At 68.5% G+C, this 18,931-nt stretch carries 17 protein-coding genes; 8 read left to right on the top strand and 9 right to left on the bottom strand.

Annotated elements, in window-relative coordinates; genetic code table 11:
- The 3 genes from ABDW59_RS07230 to dnaE form a co-directional block, all read right to left on the bottom strand.
- The coding region (locus ABDW59_RS07230; RefSeq protein WP_343628911.1) for a type II toxin-antitoxin system HipA family toxin at positions 1 to 1,016 on the bottom strand (1,016 nt) is incomplete at its 3' end.
- Complete coding sequence (locus tag ABDW59_RS07225) at positions 1,013 to 1,336, bottom strand: hypothetical protein (protein ID WP_343628910.1); 324 nt, start codon at positions 1,334 to 1,336, stop codon at positions 1,013 to 1,015. The genes ABDW59_RS07230 and ABDW59_RS07225, both read right to left, overlap by 4 nt.
- Before the next feature lie 54 nt (positions 1,337 to 1,390).
- A complete protein-coding gene (dnaE, locus tag ABDW59_RS07220) occupies positions 1,391 to 4,957 on the bottom strand; it encodes a DNA polymerase III subunit alpha (protein WP_343628909.1) in 3,567 nt (1,188 codons plus the stop codon).
- Between the two features lie 57 nt (positions 4,958 to 5,014).
- Here dnaE and ABDW59_RS07215 point away from each other — a divergent pair, with 57 nt between their 5' ends.
- From ABDW59_RS07215 to ABDW59_RS07180, 8 genes are all read left to right on the top strand, one after another.
- Positions 5,015 to 6,094 carry a peptidylprolyl isomerase gene (locus ABDW59_RS07215; protein WP_343628908.1) on the top strand — a complete coding sequence of 360 codons (1,080 nt, stop codon included), beginning with the start codon at positions 5,015 to 5,017 and terminating at the stop codon, positions 6,092 to 6,094.
- Between the two features lie 81 nt (positions 6,095 to 6,175).
- Positions 6,176 to 6,976: a sulfurtransferase gene (locus tag ABDW59_RS07210; protein ID WP_343628907.1), complete on the top strand. Its 801-nt coding sequence runs from the start codon at positions 6,176 to 6,178 to the stop codon at positions 6,974 to 6,976.
- Entirely contained in the window at positions 6,973 to 7,971 is a 999-nt protein-coding gene (locus ABDW59_RS07205; RefSeq protein WP_343628906.1) for an alpha/beta hydrolase, read from the top strand. Before ABDW59_RS07210 ends, ABDW59_RS07205 begins: the two co-directional genes overlap by 4 nt.
- Positions 7,972 to 8,110: 139 nt before the next feature.
- Positions 8,111 to 8,905: an ABC transporter substrate-binding protein gene (locus ABDW59_RS07200; protein WP_343628905.1), complete on the top strand. Its 795-nt coding sequence runs from the start codon at positions 8,111 to 8,113 to the stop codon at positions 8,903 to 8,905.
- Between the two features lie 77 nt (positions 8,906 to 8,982).
- A complete protein-coding gene (locus ABDW59_RS07195; protein ID WP_343628904.1) occupies positions 8,983 to 9,675 on the top strand; it encodes an ABC transporter permease in 693 nt (230 codons plus the stop codon).
- Between the two features lie 40 nt (positions 9,676 to 9,715).
- Entirely contained in the window at positions 9,716 to 10,402 is a 687-nt protein-coding gene (locus ABDW59_RS07190; RefSeq protein ID WP_343628902.1) for an ABC transporter permease, read from the top strand.
- A 16-nt stretch (positions 10,403 to 10,418) separates the two neighbouring features.
- Entirely contained in the window at positions 10,419 to 11,546 is a 1,128-nt protein-coding gene (locus ABDW59_RS07185; protein WP_343628901.1) for a succinylglutamate desuccinylase/aspartoacylase family protein, read from the top strand.
- Positions 11,546 to 12,316, top strand: a complete 771-nt coding sequence (locus tag ABDW59_RS07180) for an ATP-binding cassette domain-containing protein (protein WP_343628899.1) — start codon at positions 11,546 to 11,548, stop codon at positions 12,314 to 12,316. Before ABDW59_RS07185 ends, ABDW59_RS07180 begins: the two co-directional genes overlap by 1 nt.
- A gap of 76 nt (positions 12,317 to 12,392) precedes the next feature.
- Here ABDW59_RS07180 and ABDW59_RS07175 read toward each other — a convergent pair whose 3' ends face one another.
- The 6 genes from ABDW59_RS07175 to ABDW59_RS07150 all read right to left on the bottom strand — a co-directional run bounded on the left by ABDW59_RS07175 (position 12,393) and on the right by ABDW59_RS07150 (position 18,928).
- Positions 12,393 to 12,725 carry a hypothetical protein gene (locus tag ABDW59_RS07175; protein ID WP_343628898.1) on the bottom strand — a complete coding sequence of 111 codons (333 nt, stop codon included), beginning with the start codon at positions 12,723 to 12,725 and terminating at the stop codon, positions 12,393 to 12,395.
- On the bottom strand, positions 12,712 to 13,095 hold the full coding sequence (locus tag ABDW59_RS07170; protein ID WP_343628897.1) for a type II toxin-antitoxin system RelE/ParE family toxin: 384 nt from the start codon (positions 13,093 to 13,095) through the stop codon (positions 12,712 to 12,714). The genes ABDW59_RS07175 and ABDW59_RS07170 overlap by 14 nt, the downstream gene beginning before the upstream one ends.
- Positions 13,096 to 13,292: 197 nt before the next feature.
- Positions 13,293 to 16,112: an AAA family ATPase gene (locus tag ABDW59_RS07165; protein WP_343628895.1), complete on the bottom strand. Its 2,820-nt coding sequence runs from the start codon at positions 16,110 to 16,112 to the stop codon at positions 13,293 to 13,295.
- A complete protein-coding gene (locus tag ABDW59_RS07160) occupies positions 16,112 to 16,825 on the bottom strand; it encodes a hypothetical protein (RefSeq protein ID WP_343628893.1) in 714 nt (237 codons plus the stop codon). Before ABDW59_RS07160 ends, ABDW59_RS07165 begins: the two co-directional genes overlap by 1 nt.
- Positions 16,822 to 18,387 (bottom strand): hypothetical protein, encoded by a 1,566-nt coding sequence (locus ABDW59_RS07155; protein ID WP_343628892.1) that lies wholly within the window; start codon positions 18,385 to 18,387, stop codon positions 16,822 to 16,824. The genes ABDW59_RS07160 and ABDW59_RS07155 overlap by 4 nt, the downstream gene beginning before the upstream one ends.
- Positions 18,388 to 18,409: 22 nt before the next feature.
- A complete protein-coding gene (locus ABDW59_RS07150) occupies positions 18,410 to 18,928 on the bottom strand; it encodes a GNAT family N-acetyltransferase (RefSeq protein WP_343628891.1) in 519 nt (172 codons plus the stop codon).
- Positions 18,929 to 18,931 lie beyond the last annotated feature (3 nt).

Here is an 18,931-nt window from a genome sequence, read left to right as displayed (position 1 = left end):
TCCATCGCCTGGTTGCCGGCGAAGCCGAGGCCATACGGCGCGATGTCGAAGGCCGGAGAGAGCCTCCAGGCCCCGTCGACGAACAGCAGGCCGGTGTTGCGCGGATGGTCGTCGCCGTTGGCCAGCACGGCATTGACCACGAGGCGCCGGAACAGCTCGCGTTGATCCTCGATGACGGTGTCCTCGCCCGCCCGGCCGCCCCACCGCCTCAGCTCCAAGGCCAGGGCGACGTAGGAGCGCTCGCGGCTGCCGCGCGGTTGCTTGTCCAGGCCCAGCACGGTGTGCGCGCTGGCGTAGAGCCGGCGCGTCACCACGCCCCGCTCGTCCACGTGACGGTCGAATCGACGCACGAGGATGACTTCGCGCTGGTCCACGCGCTTGAACTGCACTTCGGCGGCGTTGACGCCCAGGGCTCTCGCCACCCGCATGGCGACGAATTCGCGCAAGGGTGAATGCGGCCGGTCGCCACGATCCTGGAGCTTGGCCAGCCACTGCTGCCCCTCATGCAGGACGGTCAGCTTGGGACGCTCCCCGCCGGCGCTGGTGCCCACGATGCCCTTGACCTCCCGAACCGCATCGCTGGCCGGGCGGGTGTCGGGGATGTGCCCGAGGATCGCCAACAGATCCTGCGACGGCGGACTGTGGAAGTCCTGCTTGCGCGAGACGTCGTCGCAGACCGCGATCGCGCCGACCGAATCACCTTCCGCCTCTTCGAGCACCGACATGTGATCGTCGACACCGACCTTGCGGATGTGGGACAACAGATCCAGGCCGTAACCCTCCGGCTTGGCATCGCGGATGACGCCGAACAAGCCGTGCTGCTTGGTCTCCTTGATCGTCCGGACCCTTGACGCGAGCGCGAGATGAACCGGGTCGAGCGCCGGGCCGTCGGCATCAAGATGGCTCTGCCGATACTCGAAAGTGCCCACCGCGTTCTTGAGCGTGAACAGGCCGCACTCGGTCGGCTGCGATTCACCGGGTCGCCAGATCCATACGGGCTTCGTGGACTCGCTCATGTCGTCTTGCGCTTGGGCGAGCGCACCTTCAAGGGCACCGAATCCGCCATCAGCTCCGACAGCTCCTTGTCCGAGCCCAGCGCCGAGAGGGTGTCGAAAGTTCCTTCCAGGCCAAGCGCCCACAGCACCATCAGCACCGAGCCGATCTGCACGGTCGGCGCGCCCTTCTCGATCGAGAGCAGCGTGCTGAGCCCGATGCCCGCCTTCGCGGCGAGATCCGGCTGCGTGAGCCGACGTGCCCGTCGCGCAAGCGAGATGCGCTCGCCCAGGTCCTCCAGGGAGTCCTCGACGATGAACGGAAAGGTCTTCAAACTCTTCATAAAGCAAGAGTTATACAGAAATACTCTTGCCAAAACAACATTTAAATCCCGCGATCATCCACCCGCGTCGTACACGATCTCCGCCGGCTTGAGCTTCTCCAGCGCCTCGTCGCTGGGCCAGAACTTGCCCGCGCCGCCCAGGCCGAGCTCGGCCACCGCGCCCTCGCGCTTGATCGGGATGCGCAGCTCCAGCCCCTGGCTGAGCACGCCCTGCTCGGTCTCGACCCGCTTGGCGGGCCAGCTCTTGATCAGGTCCAGCACCTCGGCCGCCGGCAAGTTCGGCGCCGTGCGCAGGTAGCGCCCGAAGCGCGCCCGCGCCGCCGCCAGACCGAACACCTGCTGCACGTTCATCCGCAGCCCGCCGGAGAACCGGTCGTTCTGCACCTTGCCGACCGCGATGATCAGCTCGTCCTCCGCCAGCAGCTCCTTGTTGGCGTTGAGCAGCTCCTCGTTGGCCACCGCCTCGATCGCGTCGGTCTTGTCGTCGATCTTGAAGATCGCCACCCGGCCGCGCGAGCCGTTGATCACCCGCATGTCCGACACGATGCCCGCCACCGTCGTCGGCTCCCGGCTGTCCTGCAGGTCCACGATGCGGCGCTTGACCATCTTGCGCAGCTCCGTCTCCGCCTGGTCGAACAGGTGACCCGAGAGATAGAAGCCGATGGCGGTCTTCTCCAGGCTCAGCCGCTCCTTGATGCTCCAGGGCGGGACCTCGACGAAGTCGGGCTCCGCCGTCGACGAGCCGTGCGTGTCGTCGAAGTCGAACAGACCGCCCTGGTTGACGTTCTGCGCCAGGTTGTCCGCATAGGTGTAACCCAGTGCCACGCTGGCCAGCAGCCTCGCCCGATCGGGATGCAGCGCGTCGAAGGCGCCGGCCTTGATCAGCGCTTCCACCACCCGCTTGTTGACCGCCTTGCGGTCCACGCGGGCGCAGAAGTCGAAAAAGCTGGTGAAGGGGCCGCCCTCGGTGCGCGCGCGCACGATGGCCTCGATCGCGCCGGCACCCGTGCCCTTGATCGCGCCCAGGCTGTAGTTGATCTTGCGAGCGCGCGGCGTGACGCCCGGCTTCCCGGCGTCCTTGGGCGTGGACTTGACCGTGCCCTCGTCCGCGCCCATGGGCTCGAAACGGCCCACGCCCAGGTTGATGTTGGGCGGCTCGAACTCGATGCCGAACAGCTTCGCGTCGTGCATCAGCACCTTGAGCTTGTCCGTGTCGTCCGATTCGATGGTCATGTTCGCGGCGAAGAACTCCGCCGTGAAATGCACCTTCAGCCAGCCCGTGTGATACGCCAGCAGCGAGTACGCGGCCGCATGCGACTTGTTGAAGCCGTAGCCCGCGAACTTCTCCATCAGGTCGAAGACCTCGTCGGCCTTGTTCTGATCGATGCCCTTCTCGGCCGCGCCCTTTCGGAACAGGTCGCGGTGCATGGCCATCTCTTCGGCCTTCTTCTTGCCCATCGCCCGGCGCAGCATGTCCGCGCCGCCCAGCGAGTAGCCGCCCAGCACCTGGGCGGTCTGCATCACCTGCTCCTGGTAGACCATGATCCCGTAGGTCTCGGACAGCACCGGCTCCACCAGCGGATGCGGGTACTCGACCACTTCCTTGCCGTGCTTGCGCGCGACGAAGCTGGGGATCAGGTCCATCGGACCCGGGCGGTACAGCGCGTTCAGCGCGATCAGGTCCTCCAGCCGGGACGGCTTGGCGTCCTTGAGCATGCGCTGCATGCCGCTGGATTCGAACTGGAACACCGACTCCGTCAGCCCGTCCGAGAACAGCTTGTAGGTCCGCTTGTCGTCCAGAGGAATCGTCTCGAAGGCGAAGTCCTTGTGCTCCGGATAGCGGCCGACGATGAAGTCCTTGGCCAGCTCCAGGATCGTGAGCGTCGCCAGACCCAGGAAGTCGAACTTCACCAGGCCGATGGCCTCCACGTCGTCCTTGTCGTACTGGCTGACCGCCGAGGTCGAGCCCGGCTGCTGGTACTGCGGGCAGAAGTCGGTGATCTTGCCCGGAGCGATCAGCACGCCACCGGCGTGCATGCCGATGGAGCGCACCGTGCCCTCCACCCGCGCCGCCATCTCCAGCAGGCCGGCGACCTCCTCATCCTGCGCCTCGCGCTCCTCGATCTCGGGCGACTCGTGCCGCGCGTAGACCATCTTGGCCTTGTCCGGGTCGAAGTCGGGCGGGAGCTTGGCCAGCGTCACCGTCTTGCCCGGGGGGGCCGGGACCAGCTTGGCGATCGAGTCCACATGACCGAAGCCCATGCCCAGCACCCGACCGATGTCGCGCAGCGCGCCCTTGGCCGCCATCGTGCCGAAGGTCGCGATCTGGCTCACCGCCGGGCGGCCGTACTTGTCCTTGACGTACTCGATGACGCGGTCGCGGTTGCCCTGGCAGAAGTCGATGTCGAAGTCGGGCATCGAGACCCGCTCGGGGTTCAGGAAGCGCTCGAACAGCAGGTTGTATTGCAGCGGGTCCAGGTCGGTGATCAGCAGCACGTAGGCCACCAGCGAGCCCGCGCCCGAGCCCCGGCCCGGGCCCACCGGGCAGCCGTTGGTCTTGGCCCAGCGGATGAAGTCGCCCACGATGAGGAAGTAGCCGGGGAAGCCCATCTTGATGATGGTCTCCAGCTCGAACTCCAGCCGCTCGACGTAGCGCGGCCGCGCCGCGTCGCGCTTGGCCGCGTCGGGAAACAGCAGCTGCAGCCGGTCTTCCAGGCCCTCGTAGGAGAGCATGCGGAAGTACTGCTCCATCGGCATGGGCTGACCGTCGGCCTGGATGGGCGTGGGGAAGTTGGGCAGCTGCGGCTTGCCCAGCACCAGCGACAGGCTGCAGCGCCGCGCGATCTCCACCGTGTTGGCGATCGCGCTGGGCAGGTCGGAGAACAGCTTCTCCATCTCCGCCTGCGTCTTGAAATGTTGGCTCGGGAGGAAGCGCTTGATCCGTTTGGGATTGGCCAGGGTCTCGCCGTCGGCCACGCACACCCGCGCCTCGTGGGCCTCGAAGTCGTCCTCTTCCAGGAACTGGATGGGGTGGGTCGCGACGACCGGCAGCCCGGCCTTGGCCGCCAGCGGCACCAGCTGGCGCAGCAGCGTCTCCTGGCCGGGCAGACCGGCGCGCTGCAGCTCGATGTAGAAGCGGTCCGGATAGATCGCGGACAGGCGGCGCGCCCAGTCCAGTGCGCGGGCCTCGTCACCGGCGACCAGCGCCTGGCCGATCGGGCCGAACTGGAAGCCGCCCAGGCAGATCAGGCCCTCGTTGAGCTCCTGCATCCACTCGATCTTGAGCAATGCCTGGTTGCGCTGCACGTTCTGGATCCAGGCGCGGGACAACAGCTCGCTGATGTTCAGATAGCCCTGCGTGTTCTGCACCAGCAGCAGGATGCGGCTGGGCGGCTTGTCGGCCGAGTCCGGCTCCAGCCAGGCCTCGACGCCCAGCACCGGCTTGACGCCCTTCTTGCGGCAGGCGTTGTAGAACTTCACCCCGCCGAACATGTTGGCCAGGTCGGTCAGCCCCAGGGCGACTTGCCCATCCTTGGCGGCCGCCTTGGCGGCGTCGTCGATGCGCAAGGTGCCGTCGACGACAGAGAACTCGGTGTGGAGACGAAGGTGAACGAAAGCCATCCCGGGATTGTAGGGAGGCTATGCTGCTCCCCCATCGAACACACCCGGAGCCGATGGATGAAGACCCTGCCGCTGATGGCCACGCTGGCCCTTGCCTTCCCGTTGCTGGCCCAGGCCGCCGACCCCGCGCCGGCCGCTCCGGCCACCGCCCCGGCCAGCGAGGTCAAGGCCACGCCGGCGACCGAGTCGGGCAAGGTCAAGGCGGGTGCGAAGGCCGCCGTCCGGCCGACCGCCAAGCCGGCCCGCGGCAGCGCCGACATCATCGCCACCGCGCCCGCCGCCGACTGGCGCGACGTCGACCCGGACAACCTGCTGGTCATGACCCTGCCCAAGGGCCAGGCCTTCATCGAACTGGCGCCGCGCTTCGCGCCGGCCCACGTCGACAACATCCGGGCGCTGGCCCGCGGCGGCTATTGGGACGGGCTGGCCATCGTCCGCGTCCAGGACAACTTCGTCACCCAGTGGGGCGACCCGGACGCCGACGACGAGGACGCCGGCATCAAGGGCAAGGCCAGGCCCTTCCCCACCGGCGCCAAGAGCCACCTGCCGGCGGAGTTCTCCATCCCGCTCAAGGGCCTGCCGCTGAGCGTGCTGCCCGACGTCGACGGCTGGGCGCCGCGCGCCGGCCATGTGGACGGCTTCCCGGTCGCCGCCGACCCCAAGGCCGGCAAGGCCTGGCTGGCGCACTGCTACGGCACGGTGGGCGCGGGCCGCGGCAACGCGGTCGACTCCAGCACCGGCGCGGAGCTCTACACCGTCATCGGCCACGCGCCGCGCGGTCTGGACCTGAACATCACGGTCGTGGGCCGGGTGCTCAAGGGCATGGAGTTCCTGTCCTCGCTGCCGCGCGGCGGCGGCGCGATGGGCTTCTACGACAAGCCCGAGCAGCGTCTGGGCATCGAGAAGATCGCGCTCGCCTCCGCCCTGCCCGCCGATCAGCGCCCCGCCCTGCAGGTGCTGCGCACCGACACCGCGACCTGGAAAGAGCTGCTCCAAGCGCGCCGGCATCGCGGCGGCTGGTTCGTGCACAGCCCCGATCACACCGAGATCTGCAGCGCCTCCGCGCCGGTGCGCGCCAAGCCGGTCGAGCAGGACGTGAAGCTCAACGAACCCAAGTCGCCCGATACCAAGCGCTGAGCCGGAGACAGCGTCCGAGCCCGCGTGCGACGGCCGCCCCGCGCCTACAATCGCGGGTTTTTGCTGATTCCGAGCGGTTCGATGCTCAACATTTCCTGCTACCTGTTCGTCGGCATCGACGATCCGCACGCCCTGCGCGAGCGGCTGCACGCGCACGCGCTGGCACTGGGCCTCAAGGGCACGGTGCTGATCGCCGAGGAAGGCATCAACCTGTTCCTGGCCGGCCCCGCCGGGGCGGTCAACACCTGGGTCGACGCGCTGCGCGCGGATCCGCGCTTCGCCGCGCTGGCGCCCAAGGAGAGCTGGAGCGAGGACGTCCCCTTCCGCAAGCTGCTGGTCAAGGTCAAGCCGGAAATCATCCGCATGAACCACCCGACCATCCGCCCGGATCGGGCGCCCCGCGCGCCCGCGCTGCCGGCCGCGACGCTCAAGCGCTGGCTGGACCAGGGCCATGACGACGATGGCCGCCCGGTGGTCACGCTGGACACGCGCAACGCCTTCGAGGTCGACGTCGGCGCCTTCGACGGCGCCATCGACTGGCGCATCACCAAGTTCAGCGAGTTCCCCGACGCCGTGCGCGCCCACCGCGAGGAACTCGCCGGCAAGACCGTGGTCAGCTACTGCACCGGCGGCATCCGCTGCGAGAAGGCCGCGCTCTTCCTGGAACAGCAGAACCTGGGCGCCACCGTCTATCAACTCGAGGGCGGCATCCTCAAGTACTTCGAGGAAGTCGGCGGCGCGCATTACCACGGCGACTGCTTCGTCTTCGACGAGCGCCGCGCGCTGGATCCGGCGCTGGCACCCTCGCCCATCGTCGAGCCGCACGAGGCTGCCGCTGCCGCTGCGGCCGAGGCCGCCGCGCGATCCACCGAATCCGCATGAGCCGCCGCGCCGGTCAGCCGATGAGCGACCGCCCCACCCTCGGCGCGCGGCTGATGAAGCTGCTGGGCTTCCTGGTGCTGATCACCGCCATCCTGGCGATGGCCTTCCGCGCGCCCGACCGGCCGCTGGAAAGCCTGATCGTGCGCTGGGGCGCGCCCCCATCCGATTTCCTGGAGCTGAAGCTGCCGGGCGGTCAGACGCAGCTGGTGCATTACCGCGACGAGGGGCCCCGCTCCGACACCACGCCCATCGTGCTGATGCACGCCACGCTGTCCAGCCTGCACACCTGGGAAGACTGGGTGAAGACGCTCGGCACCACGCGGCGCGTCATCACGCTGGACCTGCCCGGATTCGGTCTGACCGGTCCGTCGCCACTGGGCGATTACAGCGACGAAGCCTACGAGCAGTTCCTCCAGCTGTTCCTCGCCAAGCTCGAGATCAATCGCCTGGTGCTGGGCGGCAACTCGCTGGGCGGCGAGATCGCCTGGCTCTACACGGCCCGCCATCCAGAGCAGGTCAGCGCGCTGATCCTGGTCGACGCCGACGGCCTGGACGTCCCCAGCCCCACCGTCCCTCGCGGCGCCCGCATGCCCGACTGGGCGCCGCTGCATCAGCTGATCGGCGTCTTCTTGCCGCGCCCGCTGGTGGATCGCGGCATCCGCGGCATGTACGGGGACCCGACCAAGGTCACCGCCGCGTTGGTCGACCGCCATTTCGAACTGACCCTGCGCGAGGGCAACCGAGTCGCGCTGGCCAAGCGGCTGGCGCAGCGCGACCCGGGCGCGCACGACGCGCTGCTGGACAAGATCAAGGTGCCGACGCTGATCCTGTGGGGCGGCAAGGACCCGATCATCCCGGTCGAGGCGGCCGAGCGCTTCCACCGCGCCATCCCCGGCAGCCAGCTGCGGATCTTCCGGGAACTCGGTCATCTGGCCCAGGAGGAGGACCCCGTGTCCACCGTCCAGGCCGCTGACAAGTTTTTGCACTCTCTTTAACCCTGATGGCCGCCACGCGTGCGGCATGGCAACAATCGGACGCTTGACCGCACAAGGGTCCGCGCAGGGCGGCGCGACATGCCGCCACGCGACGGACCCGCGGTGAGAACCCACCGACCGACACTCACAAGGAGTCTTCATGCAACGACGACCACTGCTCGCCCGCCTCATCCTCTCGGCCATCGCCGTCCTCGCCGCTTCCAGCGTCCATGCCCAGTCGCCCGACTGGAAGAAGATCCGCATCGGCGTCGAGGGCGCCTACCCGCCGTTCTCCGAAGTCGGTGCCGACGGCAAGCTCAAGGGCTTCGAGATCGATCTGGCGATGGCGCTGTGCGCCGAGATGAAGGCCGAGTGCACGCTGGTCCAGCAGGACTTCGACGGCCTGATCCCGGCCCTGCAGTCGCGCAAGATCGACGCGGTCATCGCCTCGATGTCCATCACCGACGAGCGCAAGAAGGTCATCGCCTTCTCCAACCCCTACTACAACACCCCGGCCCGCTTCACCGCCAAGGCCGACGCCAAGTTCGACTTCTCGCCCGCCGGCCTCAAGGGCAAGAAGATCGCGGTGCAGCGCGCGACCATCCATGAGAAGTTCGCGACCGACACCTTCAAGCAGAGCGAGATCGTCCGCTACGCCACGCAGGATCAGGCCTTCCTGGACCTGAAGTCCGGCCGCGCCGACCTCACGCTGGCCGACCTGGTCGCGGCGGATGTCGGCTTCCTGAAGACGCCGGGCGGCAAGGGCTTCGCCTTCGTGGGCCCGAGCTACAACGACGTCAAGTACTTCGGCGTGGGCAGCGGCGTGGGTATGCGCAAGGCCGACGAGAAGTCGCTGGGCAAGAAGTTCAACGACGCCATCGCGGCGGTGAAGGCCAACGGCACCTTCAAGAAGCTCAACGACAAGTACTTCGAGTACGACATCTCGGCCAAGTGATCCGGTCCTGACCTGCAAGGCCCGGCCGGCGCTTTCTGGCCGGGCTGCTTTCCGATTGAATGAACGAGGACCGCTGAATGATCCTGCACGGCTTCCTGCCCAGCCTGCTTGAAGGCGCCGTACTGACCCTGGGCGTGGCCGTCGGCTCGATGGCGCTGGCCATGGTGCTGGGCTTCCTGGGCGCGCTGGCCAAGCTGTCGAGGTCGCGCGTGCTGCGCGGCATCGCCACGCTCTACACCACGCTGATCCGCGGCGTGCCCGACCTGGTGCTGATGCTGCTGATCTTCTTCGGCGGCCAGGTCGCGGTGAACGCGATCGCGCTGTCGCTGGGGCATGAGGCGTACATCGACGTCAACCCCTTCGTCGCCGGCGTGGCGACCATCGCCTTCATCTTCGGCGCGTATCTGACCGAAGCCTTCCGCGGCGCGTTTCTCGCGGTCCCGCCGGGGCAGCGCGAGGCCGGCCTGGCCTTCGGCATGAGCCCGCGCCAGGTGGTGTGGCGCATCACGCTGCCGCAGATGATCCGGCATGCGCTGCCGGGGCTGTCCAACAACTGGCTGGTGCTGATCAAGAGCACCGCGATCGTGTCCGTCATCGGTCTGCACGACCTGATGATGCGCGGCTCGCAGGCCGCCGCCGCGACGCGCGAGCCCTTCGCCTTCTATCTGGCGGTGGCGTTGATCTATCTGGCCTTCACGTCGGTGTCGGAGCTGCTCTTCGACCAGCTCCAGAAGCGCCTGTCCGTCGGCGTGCGCCGTCAGTCGCTGTGAGCGCGACGCGCCCCGAACGCCGAATCGAACGAGACCTCTCATGAATCTGGACGCCATCGTCGAGAACTTCCCGCGCTATCTCGAAGGCGCGCTGACCACCGCCGAGCTGCTGATCCTGTCGCTGCTGATCGGCCTGGCGCTGGCGGTACCGCTGGCGGTGCTGCGCACGCTGCCCATCAAATGGCTGTCGCGCACCGTGTGGGTCTACACCTACGTCTTCCGCGGCACGCCCATGCTGGTGCAGCTCTTCCTGATCTACTACGGGCTGGGCCAGTTCGAGTGGATGCAGCGGAGCGCGCTGTGGCCGCTGTTCAGTTCGGCCTGGTTCTGCGCGTGCCTGACCTTCGTGCTGAACACGGCGGCCTACACGACCGAGATCATCGCGGGCTCGATCCGCGCACTCCCGCACGGGGAGATCGAGGCCGCGAAGTCGCTGGGCATGAGCCGCGGCGTGATGCTGCGCCGCATCGTGCTGCCGCATGCGCTGCGCCGCGCGCTGCCGGCCTACAGCAACGAGGCCATCTTCATGCTGCACGGCACGGCGCTGGCCAGCGTCGTGACCATCATGGACATCACCGGCGTCGCGCGCGACGTCAACGCCACCTACTACATCCCCTTCGAGGCCTTCATCACTGCGGCGATCCTCTACTTCGCGATGACGCTGGTGCTGGTGGGTCTGTTCCACAAGGCGGAGGCACGCTGGCTCAAGCCGCTGATGCCGCGCTGATCGAGGCCACATCCCGATGCAAGTCCGACAACATCCCCTGCCCAGTCCCGCGCCGGGAACCCGGCGCGAGCTGGTCTCGCTGCACTACGGCCAGGCCGGTCACGGCGAGAAGGTCTACATCCAGGCCTCGCTGCATGCCGACGAGCTGCCGGGCATGCTGACCGCCTGGCACCTGCGCCAGCAGTTCGACGCGCTGGAAGCCGCCGGCCGGCTGCGCGGCGAGATCGTGCTGGTGCCGATGGCCAATCCCATCGGCCTGTCGCAATGGTGGCTGCAATCGCACCTGGGGCGCTTCGAGAGCCTCTCGGGCGAGAACTTCAACCGCCACTATCCCGATTACATCGAGGCCGCCGCCCGCGCCGCCGAACCGCGCCTGGGCGATGACCCGGCGCGCAACGTCGCGGTGCTGCGCGCCGCGCTGCGCACCGAGGTGCAGGCCGCGCCGGCCGACACCGAGCTCAAGGCGCTGCGCAAGACGCTGATGCTGCTGGCCTGCGACGCCGACGTCGTGCTGGACCTGCACTGCGACGCGCAGGCCATGATGCATCTCTACACCGAGACCCCGTGCTGGCCGCAGTGCGAGCCGCTGGCGGCCTTCCTGGGCGCGGGCGTGACGCTGCTGGCGATGGACTCGGGCGACAACCCCTTCGACGAGGCCTGCTCGCAGACCTGGTGGAAGTGGAAGCGCCATTTCGGCGATCGCTTCCCGATCCCGCAGGCCACGCTGTCGGTGACGGTGGAGCTGCGCGGCCAGCAGGACGTGCACCACGACCTGGCGTCCAAGGATGCACAGGCCATCGTGGACTTCCTGACCTGGCGCGGCGTGATCGCGCCGGACGGCGAGAAGCCGGCCGTGCCGGCACCGGTCGGGGACGCGCGCCCGCTGGCGGGCTCGATCCCGATCGCCTCGCCGGTGGCGGGCGTGCTGACCTTCCTGCGCGAGGTCGGTGAAACGGTCAAGGCCGGCGACGTCATCGCGCACGTCATCGATCCGATCACCGCGTCGGTCACGGAATTGAAGAGCCCGGTCGACGGGTTGCTGTTTGCCCGCGACACGCTGCGCCTGGTCACCACCGGGGCGCGGATCGCGAAGGTTGCCGGTCGCGAGGCGACCCGCACTGGAAAATTGTTGGGAGCCCGTTGATGTCCGCCGCCAGTCTTGTTGTCGACAACCTGCACAAGCGCTATGGAGAGCGCGAGGTGCTCAAGGGGGTGTCGCTGTCCGCCAAGCCGGGCGATGTGATCACGCTGATCGGGTCCAGCGGATCGGGCAAGAGCACCTTCCTGCGCTGCTTGAACCTGCTGGAGCAACCGCACGAGGGCTCGTTGAAGCTGGGCGCCGAGGAGCTCAAGCTGGTCCGCGATCGCGACGGCAGCTTCAAGGCCGCCGATGCCGCGCAACTGCAGCGCTGGCGCGCGCGCCTGGCGATGGTGTTCCAGAACTTCAATCTGTGGGGCCACCGCACCGTGCTGGAGAACGTCATCGAGGCGCCCATCCATGTGCTGAAGCAGCCGCGCCCGCAGGCCATCGAAAAGGCCGAGGCGCTGCTGGCGCGGGTCGGTGTGTCGCACCGCAAGGACGTGTACCCGGCGCAGCTCTCGGGTGGCGAGCAGCAGCGCGTGGCGATCGCTCGAGCGCTGGCGGTGGAGCCCGAGGTGATGCTCTTCGACGAGCCGACCTCGGCGCTGGATCCGGAACTGGTGGGTGAGGTGCTCAAGGTGATGCGCGACCTCGCGGCGGAGGGCCGCACGATGATCGTCGTCACGCATGAGATGGGCTTCGCGCGGGAGGTGTCCTCGCACACCCTGTTCCTGCATCAGGGCCGCGTCGAGGAGCAGGGTGACCCGCGCGAGGTGCTGATCAAGCCCCAGAGCGAGCGGCTGAAGGCGTTCCTGAGTGGCGGGCTGAAGTAGGCCTCAGAAGATCGCCCGGACACCGCGCTCGAGACCACTACCCAGATCTGCATCGACAAGCCAGGTGCAGGAGCGATCAGCCGCCCCGCAAGGGAAAGACCGTCTTCACACCGAAGTCCCGCACCATCCGCAGGAGTCGGAGTTCCATGCCATGAGGCTCGCGGCCTAGGCCCTGCTCCCAGCGCCGCAGACGGCGCGCGGGAATGTTGAACATCCGGGCCAAGGTGTAAACGGTGTAGGTCGATTGATCCCGGATCGCCCGAATGTCCTCCCGGGTCAAAGGCTCCGGCGGCCTGATGCACACATGCTCAGCCTCCCGAAGACCGTCGTCATCAAGGCCTCCCATCGCATGGAACTCCCGACAGTCGTCCAGGATGCGAGCGATCAACTCGGACTTACGCTTTCTCATCACAGTTCACCTCCGTCAATCTGCTGCTTCGAAATTTGGACAAGGCGGCTTCGGAGAGCGACATCAAGGCCTTCGCCTCAAGTCGACAGGCTTCCAATGTCGCAGTGTCAATGTTGTCCCTGACGCTCTTCGCATAGCCTTCAATGAAGAACCACGGGCCGCCTGGCCGATTCGCGGCAAGCACCCGATACCCGCTTCGCTTGCCCGCACCGGATCTTCCGATCCGCTTCTTCACGAGACCACTACCCAGATCTGCATCCACGAGCCCGCGCGTCATTTCCGCGACAGCGCGACACAGATCAAGCTCGCGCAGCGGCTGCTTGCGCATCCAGCGCCTGAAGCCCTCCACCACGTACACCGATGCCGCCACGCTGACCTCCTCGCATCGCTGCGATGCCAGTCAGTGCCAGGTGTTGCCGGGCGCAATCTCGTGCTGAAGGCGGCCCACCGATGGGGGCCTGCATGTCATCCAACCGCCACCCGTTCGGGGGACGATGCGCAAAGAAGAAAGCCACGCGTCAGCGTGGCTTTCAGGGGGCGTCGGGCCTGTGCCGCGATGCGGCGCGCTCAGTCGTAGACCGACACCTCCGGCCGGCGCGCCAGCACCGCGATGGGCGGCGCCCAGCGCTCGCCGCGCGGCTTCTTGCTCGTGACCAGCGTGATCTCCGAGGGCTCGAAGACCTCGACGTTGTGCGTGATCGGCGTGGTCAGCAGGTACTGCGCGCGCGTGCTCTTCAGGAAGTGACCGACCAGCTGGATGTTGCGCACGTCCAAATGGGCGAAGGGCTCGTCGATGAAGACGAAACCACCCGGCGCGTCGTCGTCCTTCATCAGGCCCACCAGCAGGATCAGACTCTTGAGCACCTGCTGCCCGCCCGAGGCCTCGCCGTCGTTCAGGCCCACCTCGCCCTTGCCGTCGAAGTTGAACTTCACGTGCAAGCCGGCCTGCGCCAGCACCGTGTCGTCGTTGTCCAGATGCGGCAGCTCGGCCTGCGCATGCACGCCGGCCAGCTCGCCCAGCTCCTGGACGTTCTTCTTGTAGCGGCGCACCGTCGCGCGCAGCACGTCGATGTAGCGCTCTCGCGCGTTGAACGCGGCGATGCGCGCCATCTCGTTGCTCGCGCGGCGGTCGTCCAGCTGCGTGGTCTGCTCCAGCACCGCCAGCTGCATGCGCGCATGACGCTCCTGCACGCCGGCATCGGTCTCCCAGACGCCGGTGTCCAGCTCCTGCTGCACATGGCGCGAGGCGATCTCCGCCTGCTTGGCGTTCTCGAATTCGTCGCGCAGGGACTGCAGCCGCATGGGGTGCACCCAGGCGGCGGGGAACTTGAGCTTGGCCTCGCGCGAATGCTTGGCCAGACCCAGCAGGTCGTCGCGCTTGGAGGCCCAATCGCGCTCGGCGCGCAGCACGTTCTCCTCGCTGGCCTTGAGCCCCGCCTGCGCGGCCTCGTAGTCGCGCTCGGCGCGCGTGGACGCGGCCACCGAGCGGTCATGCTCCTGATCCAGCGCGCCCATGCGCGTGGCCGCCTCGATCCGCGCCTGGCGCAGACCCGGCAGACGCGCGCGGGCTTGCGCGAACTCCTCGGCCCGCTCGACCAGTTCCTGCGCCGCCTTGTGGCCTTGCGCGGCGCGCTGCGCGTCCTTGAGCTGGCGCTCGATCTCCAGCTGCTCCTTGGCGAGCTTGGACAGCTCCAGGTCGTAGCGCGCCAGCTCCTTCTCCAGCGAAGCGCGGCGCGCATCCAGCGCCGAGTCGCCGAATTGGTACTCGCGCGGCTCGACCCACAGGCTGCGGCCGCCGCGGCCGTCGCGGTAGTAAGCCTCCGGCGTGATCCACTCGCCGCCGGACTGCGCGCCCTTGTCGGTGTCGCCGACGCAGCGGATCGACGCCAGCTGGCGCAGCAGCCAGCCCGGCACCTTCGCGTTGAAGCGCAGCACCGACATCAGGCTGTCCTTGGGGCTCACCGCGGGCGCGTGCTCGCCGTCGGCGACGACGTAATGCCGATAGCGTTCACGCGACGCGAGGCGATAGGCCTGCCCTTCGTCGCTGGCCCGCGCCAGCACCACGACCCAGCGCGAGGGTCGCAGGAAGCCCTCGGCGGCGGCGCGCCACTGCTCGTCGGCGATGTCGATCGCGTCGGCCAGCACATGGTGCGCGATGCCCGCCTCGTCCAGCGCCTTGCGGAAGCGCGTCACTTCTTGCGGCGGCGGCGGCAGGCGGTGGCCGGTCAGCTCGTCCATCGCCGCCTGCGCCTTGCGCTGCTGGTCGTTCTGACGGGTGAAGCTCTCGCGCAGCTGATGCTGGCGGGAGCCCAGCTCTTCCAGCTTGGCGGTCAGCGCGGCGCCGTCGGTCTCTACCGCGGCCAGCGCTTTCAGATCTTCCTCGCGCTTGGCGAGCTGCTCCATCGGCCGCTCGCCGTCGCGCGCGGCTTCGAAGGCCTGACGCGCGTCCTTGCGCTGCTGCTCCAGATCGGCCAGCTTGTCCTTGGCGGCCTCCTGGGCCTTGAACAGCGCCAGCAGATGGGCGCGCTTGTCGCTGATGCCGCGCTCGTCCGAGCGGGCGAAGAGCCGCTGCCGATGCAGCTCGCGCAGCTGCTGCGCGGTGCGCTGACGCTGCTCGCTCCATTGCAGCACCGGCACCACCTCGGTGGCCAGGCGCTCGCGCTCCTTGAGCCGCAGCTGGTACTGCTGATAGCTGGTCACGCGGTTGGACAAGTCCGACAGCTGCGCCTGCGCATGCGACAGCTCGTGCGAGGCCTGGTCGACTTCCTTCAGCAGCTGCTGCTGGTGATTGCGGGCGAGCTCATAGCGGTCCAGTACCTCCTGATCGCCGAAGACCTCGAAGACCAGACGCAGCAGCTCCTTGGAGGAGAGCTCGCACAGGCGGTCGGTCTGGCCCTGCTCCAGCGCCAGCACGCGACCGATGGCGCGCGTCAGGCCGGCGGCCTCCAGGCGCTTTTTCCAGGCCTCGATGCCCAGCCAGTCCTTCTCGGCCTTGGTGTCGAGCTCTTCGATCTCCTGGACGCCGTCCACCAGGATGTAGCGGCGCACCCAGTCGCCCCCCTGGCGCGAGATGCGGCAGGCCAGGGTCACCTGGTCCGAGTACAGCAGCGAGCTCGCGAACGGGCGGCTGCTGTTCTGGCGGCTGCGAGGTCGGTTGTCGACCAGGGCGCGCAGCCACGCATGCTCGGCGTTGGCGTGGCGGGCGTAGGTCTTGTAGGTCCGGCCGCCGGAGCACTCCAGGCCCAGCAGCGTCCGCATCGCATCCAGCAGCGTGGTCTTGCCCGAGCCGTTGGGCCCGGCGATGGTGATGATGTTGCCGTCCAGCGGCATCGAGACTCGGCGGCAGTAGTCCCAGTGCAGCAGTTCCAGGGATTGCAGGTGAAACATCAGGCGTCGCTCAGGTCGGATTCTTCGTTGTGGCGGGCGGCCAGGATGGCGGTCAGCATCGGGCCGGCCTCGCCGTCGGTGCTGCGCGCGAGCACGTCGGCCAGTGCCCCGTCGAGGATGCGCGGCGCCAGCGTGTCGTAATCCAGCAGCAGGTCCAGCAGCGGACCTTCGCAGATGTCCTCGCCCTTGCGGGTGATGAAGCCTTGGCGCTCCAGCAGCTTGAGGTTGGAGTCCAGCCGCATCTTCTTGCCCAACTGGTTGCCGAAGTCGGCCAGCAGGCTGCGGTAGGACAGCGTGGGCGCGCTGCTCGCGGCGCTGGGCAACGGCTTGTCCTTGGCGAACATCTCGCCCTGCCCTTCCGCGGCCTCCTCGGCGCGGGCGAGCTGGCGCTGGCGCTTGGGCAGCACGATCAGCGCCCACAGCACCACCAGCAACGCGACGCCGTCGCGAGGCAGCTCCAGGTTGTTGTTGGAGGCCAGGCCGGTCTCGCCGAACACGGCGACCTCGGCCGGACGCAGCATTGCCAGGGTGATGTGGTCGGCGTAGACGTTGTCCACCACGCGCAGGCCGACGGCGGCCACGCGCTCGTTGACCGCGCGCCAGAGTTCCTGATCGATCAGGGCCCGCTTCACCAGCGGCTGATTGCGCGGCAGCCAGCGGCGCGCCAGCAGTTGAGCCGCCAGTTGGGCGGCGTCGTCGAGTTGATTGCTCATGACTGGAACGGGGTGTCGTCCACGGCCGGCGGCGCGTCGCTCGCGGGCGCGTCGGTCGTGGAGGGAATGTCGGAGGGAGCGGCGGCCTCGGCCGTCGCGTCGGAGGAAGGCGGGCTCGACGCGTCCACGGCATCCGCGGCATCAGCGGCGACCGCTTCGACGACCGCGGCCTTGCGGCGACCCCGCTTCGGAGCCGGCGGCTCGGCCGGGCGCCACTTGGGTTCCGGCTCAGGCTCGACGGGCGGCTCCACGTCGGTGGCGTGCAGCACGCCCTGGCTCATCCAGCGGACGAATTCATCGTCGACCTCGCCCTGCTGCGCGGACCAGCGCACCCGCCAGGGCTGGCGCGCCATGTCGCCGGTGGCGCCGGCCAGATGCTGCGCCTGCGGGTCGCCCAGCAGCGGCAGCAGCTGCGCCCGATAGGCGGCGCGCGCATAGCTGCCCCCCAGCACCGCCGGCCGCAGGTCGTTCATCGGCACGCTGTCGCTGCTCCAGCGGCCCAGCAGCGCCTGCAGCTGGTTCATCTCGGGCGGCAGGCTCATCACGGCCAACTCGCCCGGCGGCGCGGCCAGCCCGGTGGGCAGCGGCTCGGGCGTGGGGGGGACCGGACGGTCGCGCTCGAACTCGGCCTCGCAGCCGTCCAGCAACTCATGCTGCGCGACGAAGACCGGATGCACCGGCCGCGACAGCGCGCCCAGCGCCAGGTTCTCGAGGAAGGGGACGTCCTGCAGCCAGCGCCGCACGTCGGTGGTCGTGATGCCGGTGGAGCCCAGCGTCACGCGCTGGCGGTCGGCCTGCTGCAGCGCGCGGTTGAACTGGCTGGCCATCGCCAGCAGCCGGGCCTGCGCCAGGCCGAGCTCGCGCGCCAGACGCTCCAGCCGTGCGTTCCCGTCGGTCTGCGCCTGCTGGATGATGGCGGACAGCGCCTCGCTGGCGCGCTCGACCAGCTTGAGCGCGCGTTCGAAGCGCATGCGCGCGCGGCGCAAGTGAAATTCGGAGCCGGACGCGATCGCGTCTGCGAACTCGTTGTACAGCCGCGAGAGCTGCGCCAGCAGATGCTGCAGCTGCGCCGGCTCCAGCGTGCCCAGCTGCTGCGCGCCGGCCACGTTGGCCAGCAGGCCGGCCAGATCGCCGTCCTCGTCCAGCCCCTGCCCCTGCGTCAGCGGCGAGACCATCGCCATCAGCTGCTGCGCCAGCGGCGTCACGCCGTACTGCTGGTTGGACGCGTCCCAAGCCAGCAGCTGCGCGTCGCGCAGGCGCTTGAGCACCAGCTCCAGCGCGTCGTCGCGCAGCACGTGGAAGTGGCGGTTCAGGTCGTCTCGGGAGAGCTTGGACTGGGGTTGGCTCATCAGCTCGATGAACACCCACACGCGCAGGCGCACCAGCGTCGCCGGGCCGTGGAACAGCGCGCGCTGCGCGCTCAGCAAGGCCTCGTTGCGTTCGAGCTGCCACCACAGGAGCGAGTCCTGCGGCAGCTGTCCATCCCGGAAGTAGTCCTCGAATGAGGGTTCGGGGAGATCGTCGCGCAGCGCCTCGTCCGCGCCCCCCTGGTTCACTGTCATGGGGCGGGATTATCTCCGCCCATCAGACCGGACTGAGCGCCCTGTGCATCAGGGTCGCCCCGGAGCCGAAACTCGCGACCTTGTGCGCCATCGCGGAGCCCGCGTCGACGTCGGACACCGCGAAGCCCTGGCGCTCCCAATAGCCCTGCGAGCCCTGCACCGCGATCAGCGCGATGCGCGCCAGGCCCATGTCCTGCGCGCGCTGGACGACCTGTCGTACCAGCTTGTGACCCAGGCGCTGAGCGCGCCCGGCCGGCGACACCGCCAGGTCGTGCAGGTACAGCGTGCGCGGCGCGCGCGCGGGCGCCACGGTCGGGGCATCGAGCGCGGGGAGCTCGCCGTCGTCCACGGGCAGGCTGACCACGTAGGCCAGCGGCTCGTCGCCGTCGACGGCCAGATAGCTGCAGTGCAGATGACGTGCGGCATCCAGCTTGGCCTGGAACGCCTCGGCGCTCTCCAGGAAATCAGGCCCGTAGCACTGGGCCTGCAGGGCGAGCACGGCGGGAACATCGGCCGTGGCGATCACTTTCAACTGCAGCATCAA

Source organism: Roseateles sp. (assembly GCF_039595295.1).
GTDB lineage: Bacteria > Pseudomonadota > Gammaproteobacteria > Burkholderiales > Burkholderiaceae_C > Roseateles.
This window is presented reverse-complemented; position numbering and strand designations above follow the sequence as displayed.

Coding starts and splice junctions, on each gene's coding strand:
- ABDW59_RS07225 (WP_343628910.1), bottom strand. CDS start 1,336: ATGAAGAGTTTGAAGACCTTTCCGTTCATCGTCGAGGACTCCCTGGAG.
- dnaE (WP_343628909.1), bottom strand. CDS start 4,957: ATGGCTTTCGTTCACCTTCGTCTCCACACCGAGTTCTCTGTCGTCGAC.
- ABDW59_RS07215 (WP_343628908.1), top strand. CDS start 5,015: ATGAAGACCCTGCCGCTGATGGCCACGCTGGCCCTTGCCTTCCCGTTG.
- ABDW59_RS07210 (WP_343628907.1), top strand. CDS start 6,176: ATGCTCAACATTTCCTGCTACCTGTTCGTCGGCATCGACGATCCGCAC.
- ABDW59_RS07205 (WP_343628906.1), top strand. CDS start 6,973: ATGAGCCGCCGCGCCGGTCAGCCGATGAGCGACCGCCCCACCCTCGGC.
- ABDW59_RS07200 (WP_343628905.1), top strand. CDS start 8,111: ATGCAACGACGACCACTGCTCGCCCGCCTCATCCTCTCGGCCATCGCC.
- ABDW59_RS07195 (WP_343628904.1), top strand. CDS start 8,983: ATGATCCTGCACGGCTTCCTGCCCAGCCTGCTTGAAGGCGCCGTACTG.
- ABDW59_RS07190 (WP_343628902.1), top strand. CDS start 9,716: ATGAATCTGGACGCCATCGTCGAGAACTTCCCGCGCTATCTCGAAGGC.
- ABDW59_RS07185 (WP_343628901.1), top strand. CDS start 10,419: ATGCAAGTCCGACAACATCCCCTGCCCAGTCCCGCGCCGGGAACCCGG.
- ABDW59_RS07180 (WP_343628899.1), top strand. CDS start 11,546: ATGTCCGCCGCCAGTCTTGTTGTCGACAACCTGCACAAGCGCTATGGA.
- ABDW59_RS07175 (WP_343628898.1), bottom strand. CDS start 12,725: ATGAGAAAGCGTAAGTCCGAGTTGATCGCTCGCATCCTGGACGACTGT.
- ABDW59_RS07165 (WP_343628895.1), bottom strand. CDS start 16,112: ATGTTTCACCTGCAATCCCTGGAACTGCTGCACTGGGACTACTGCCGC.
- ABDW59_RS07160 (WP_343628893.1), bottom strand. CDS start 16,825: ATGAGCAATCAACTCGACGACGCCGCCCAACTGGCGGCTCAACTGCTG.
- ABDW59_RS07155 (WP_343628892.1), bottom strand. CDS start 18,387: ATGACAGTGAACCAGGGGGGCGCGGACGAGGCGCTGCGCGACGATCTC.
- ABDW59_RS07150 (WP_343628891.1), bottom strand. CDS start 18,928: ATGCTGCAGTTGAAAGTGATCGCCACGGCCGATGTTCCCGCCGTGCTC.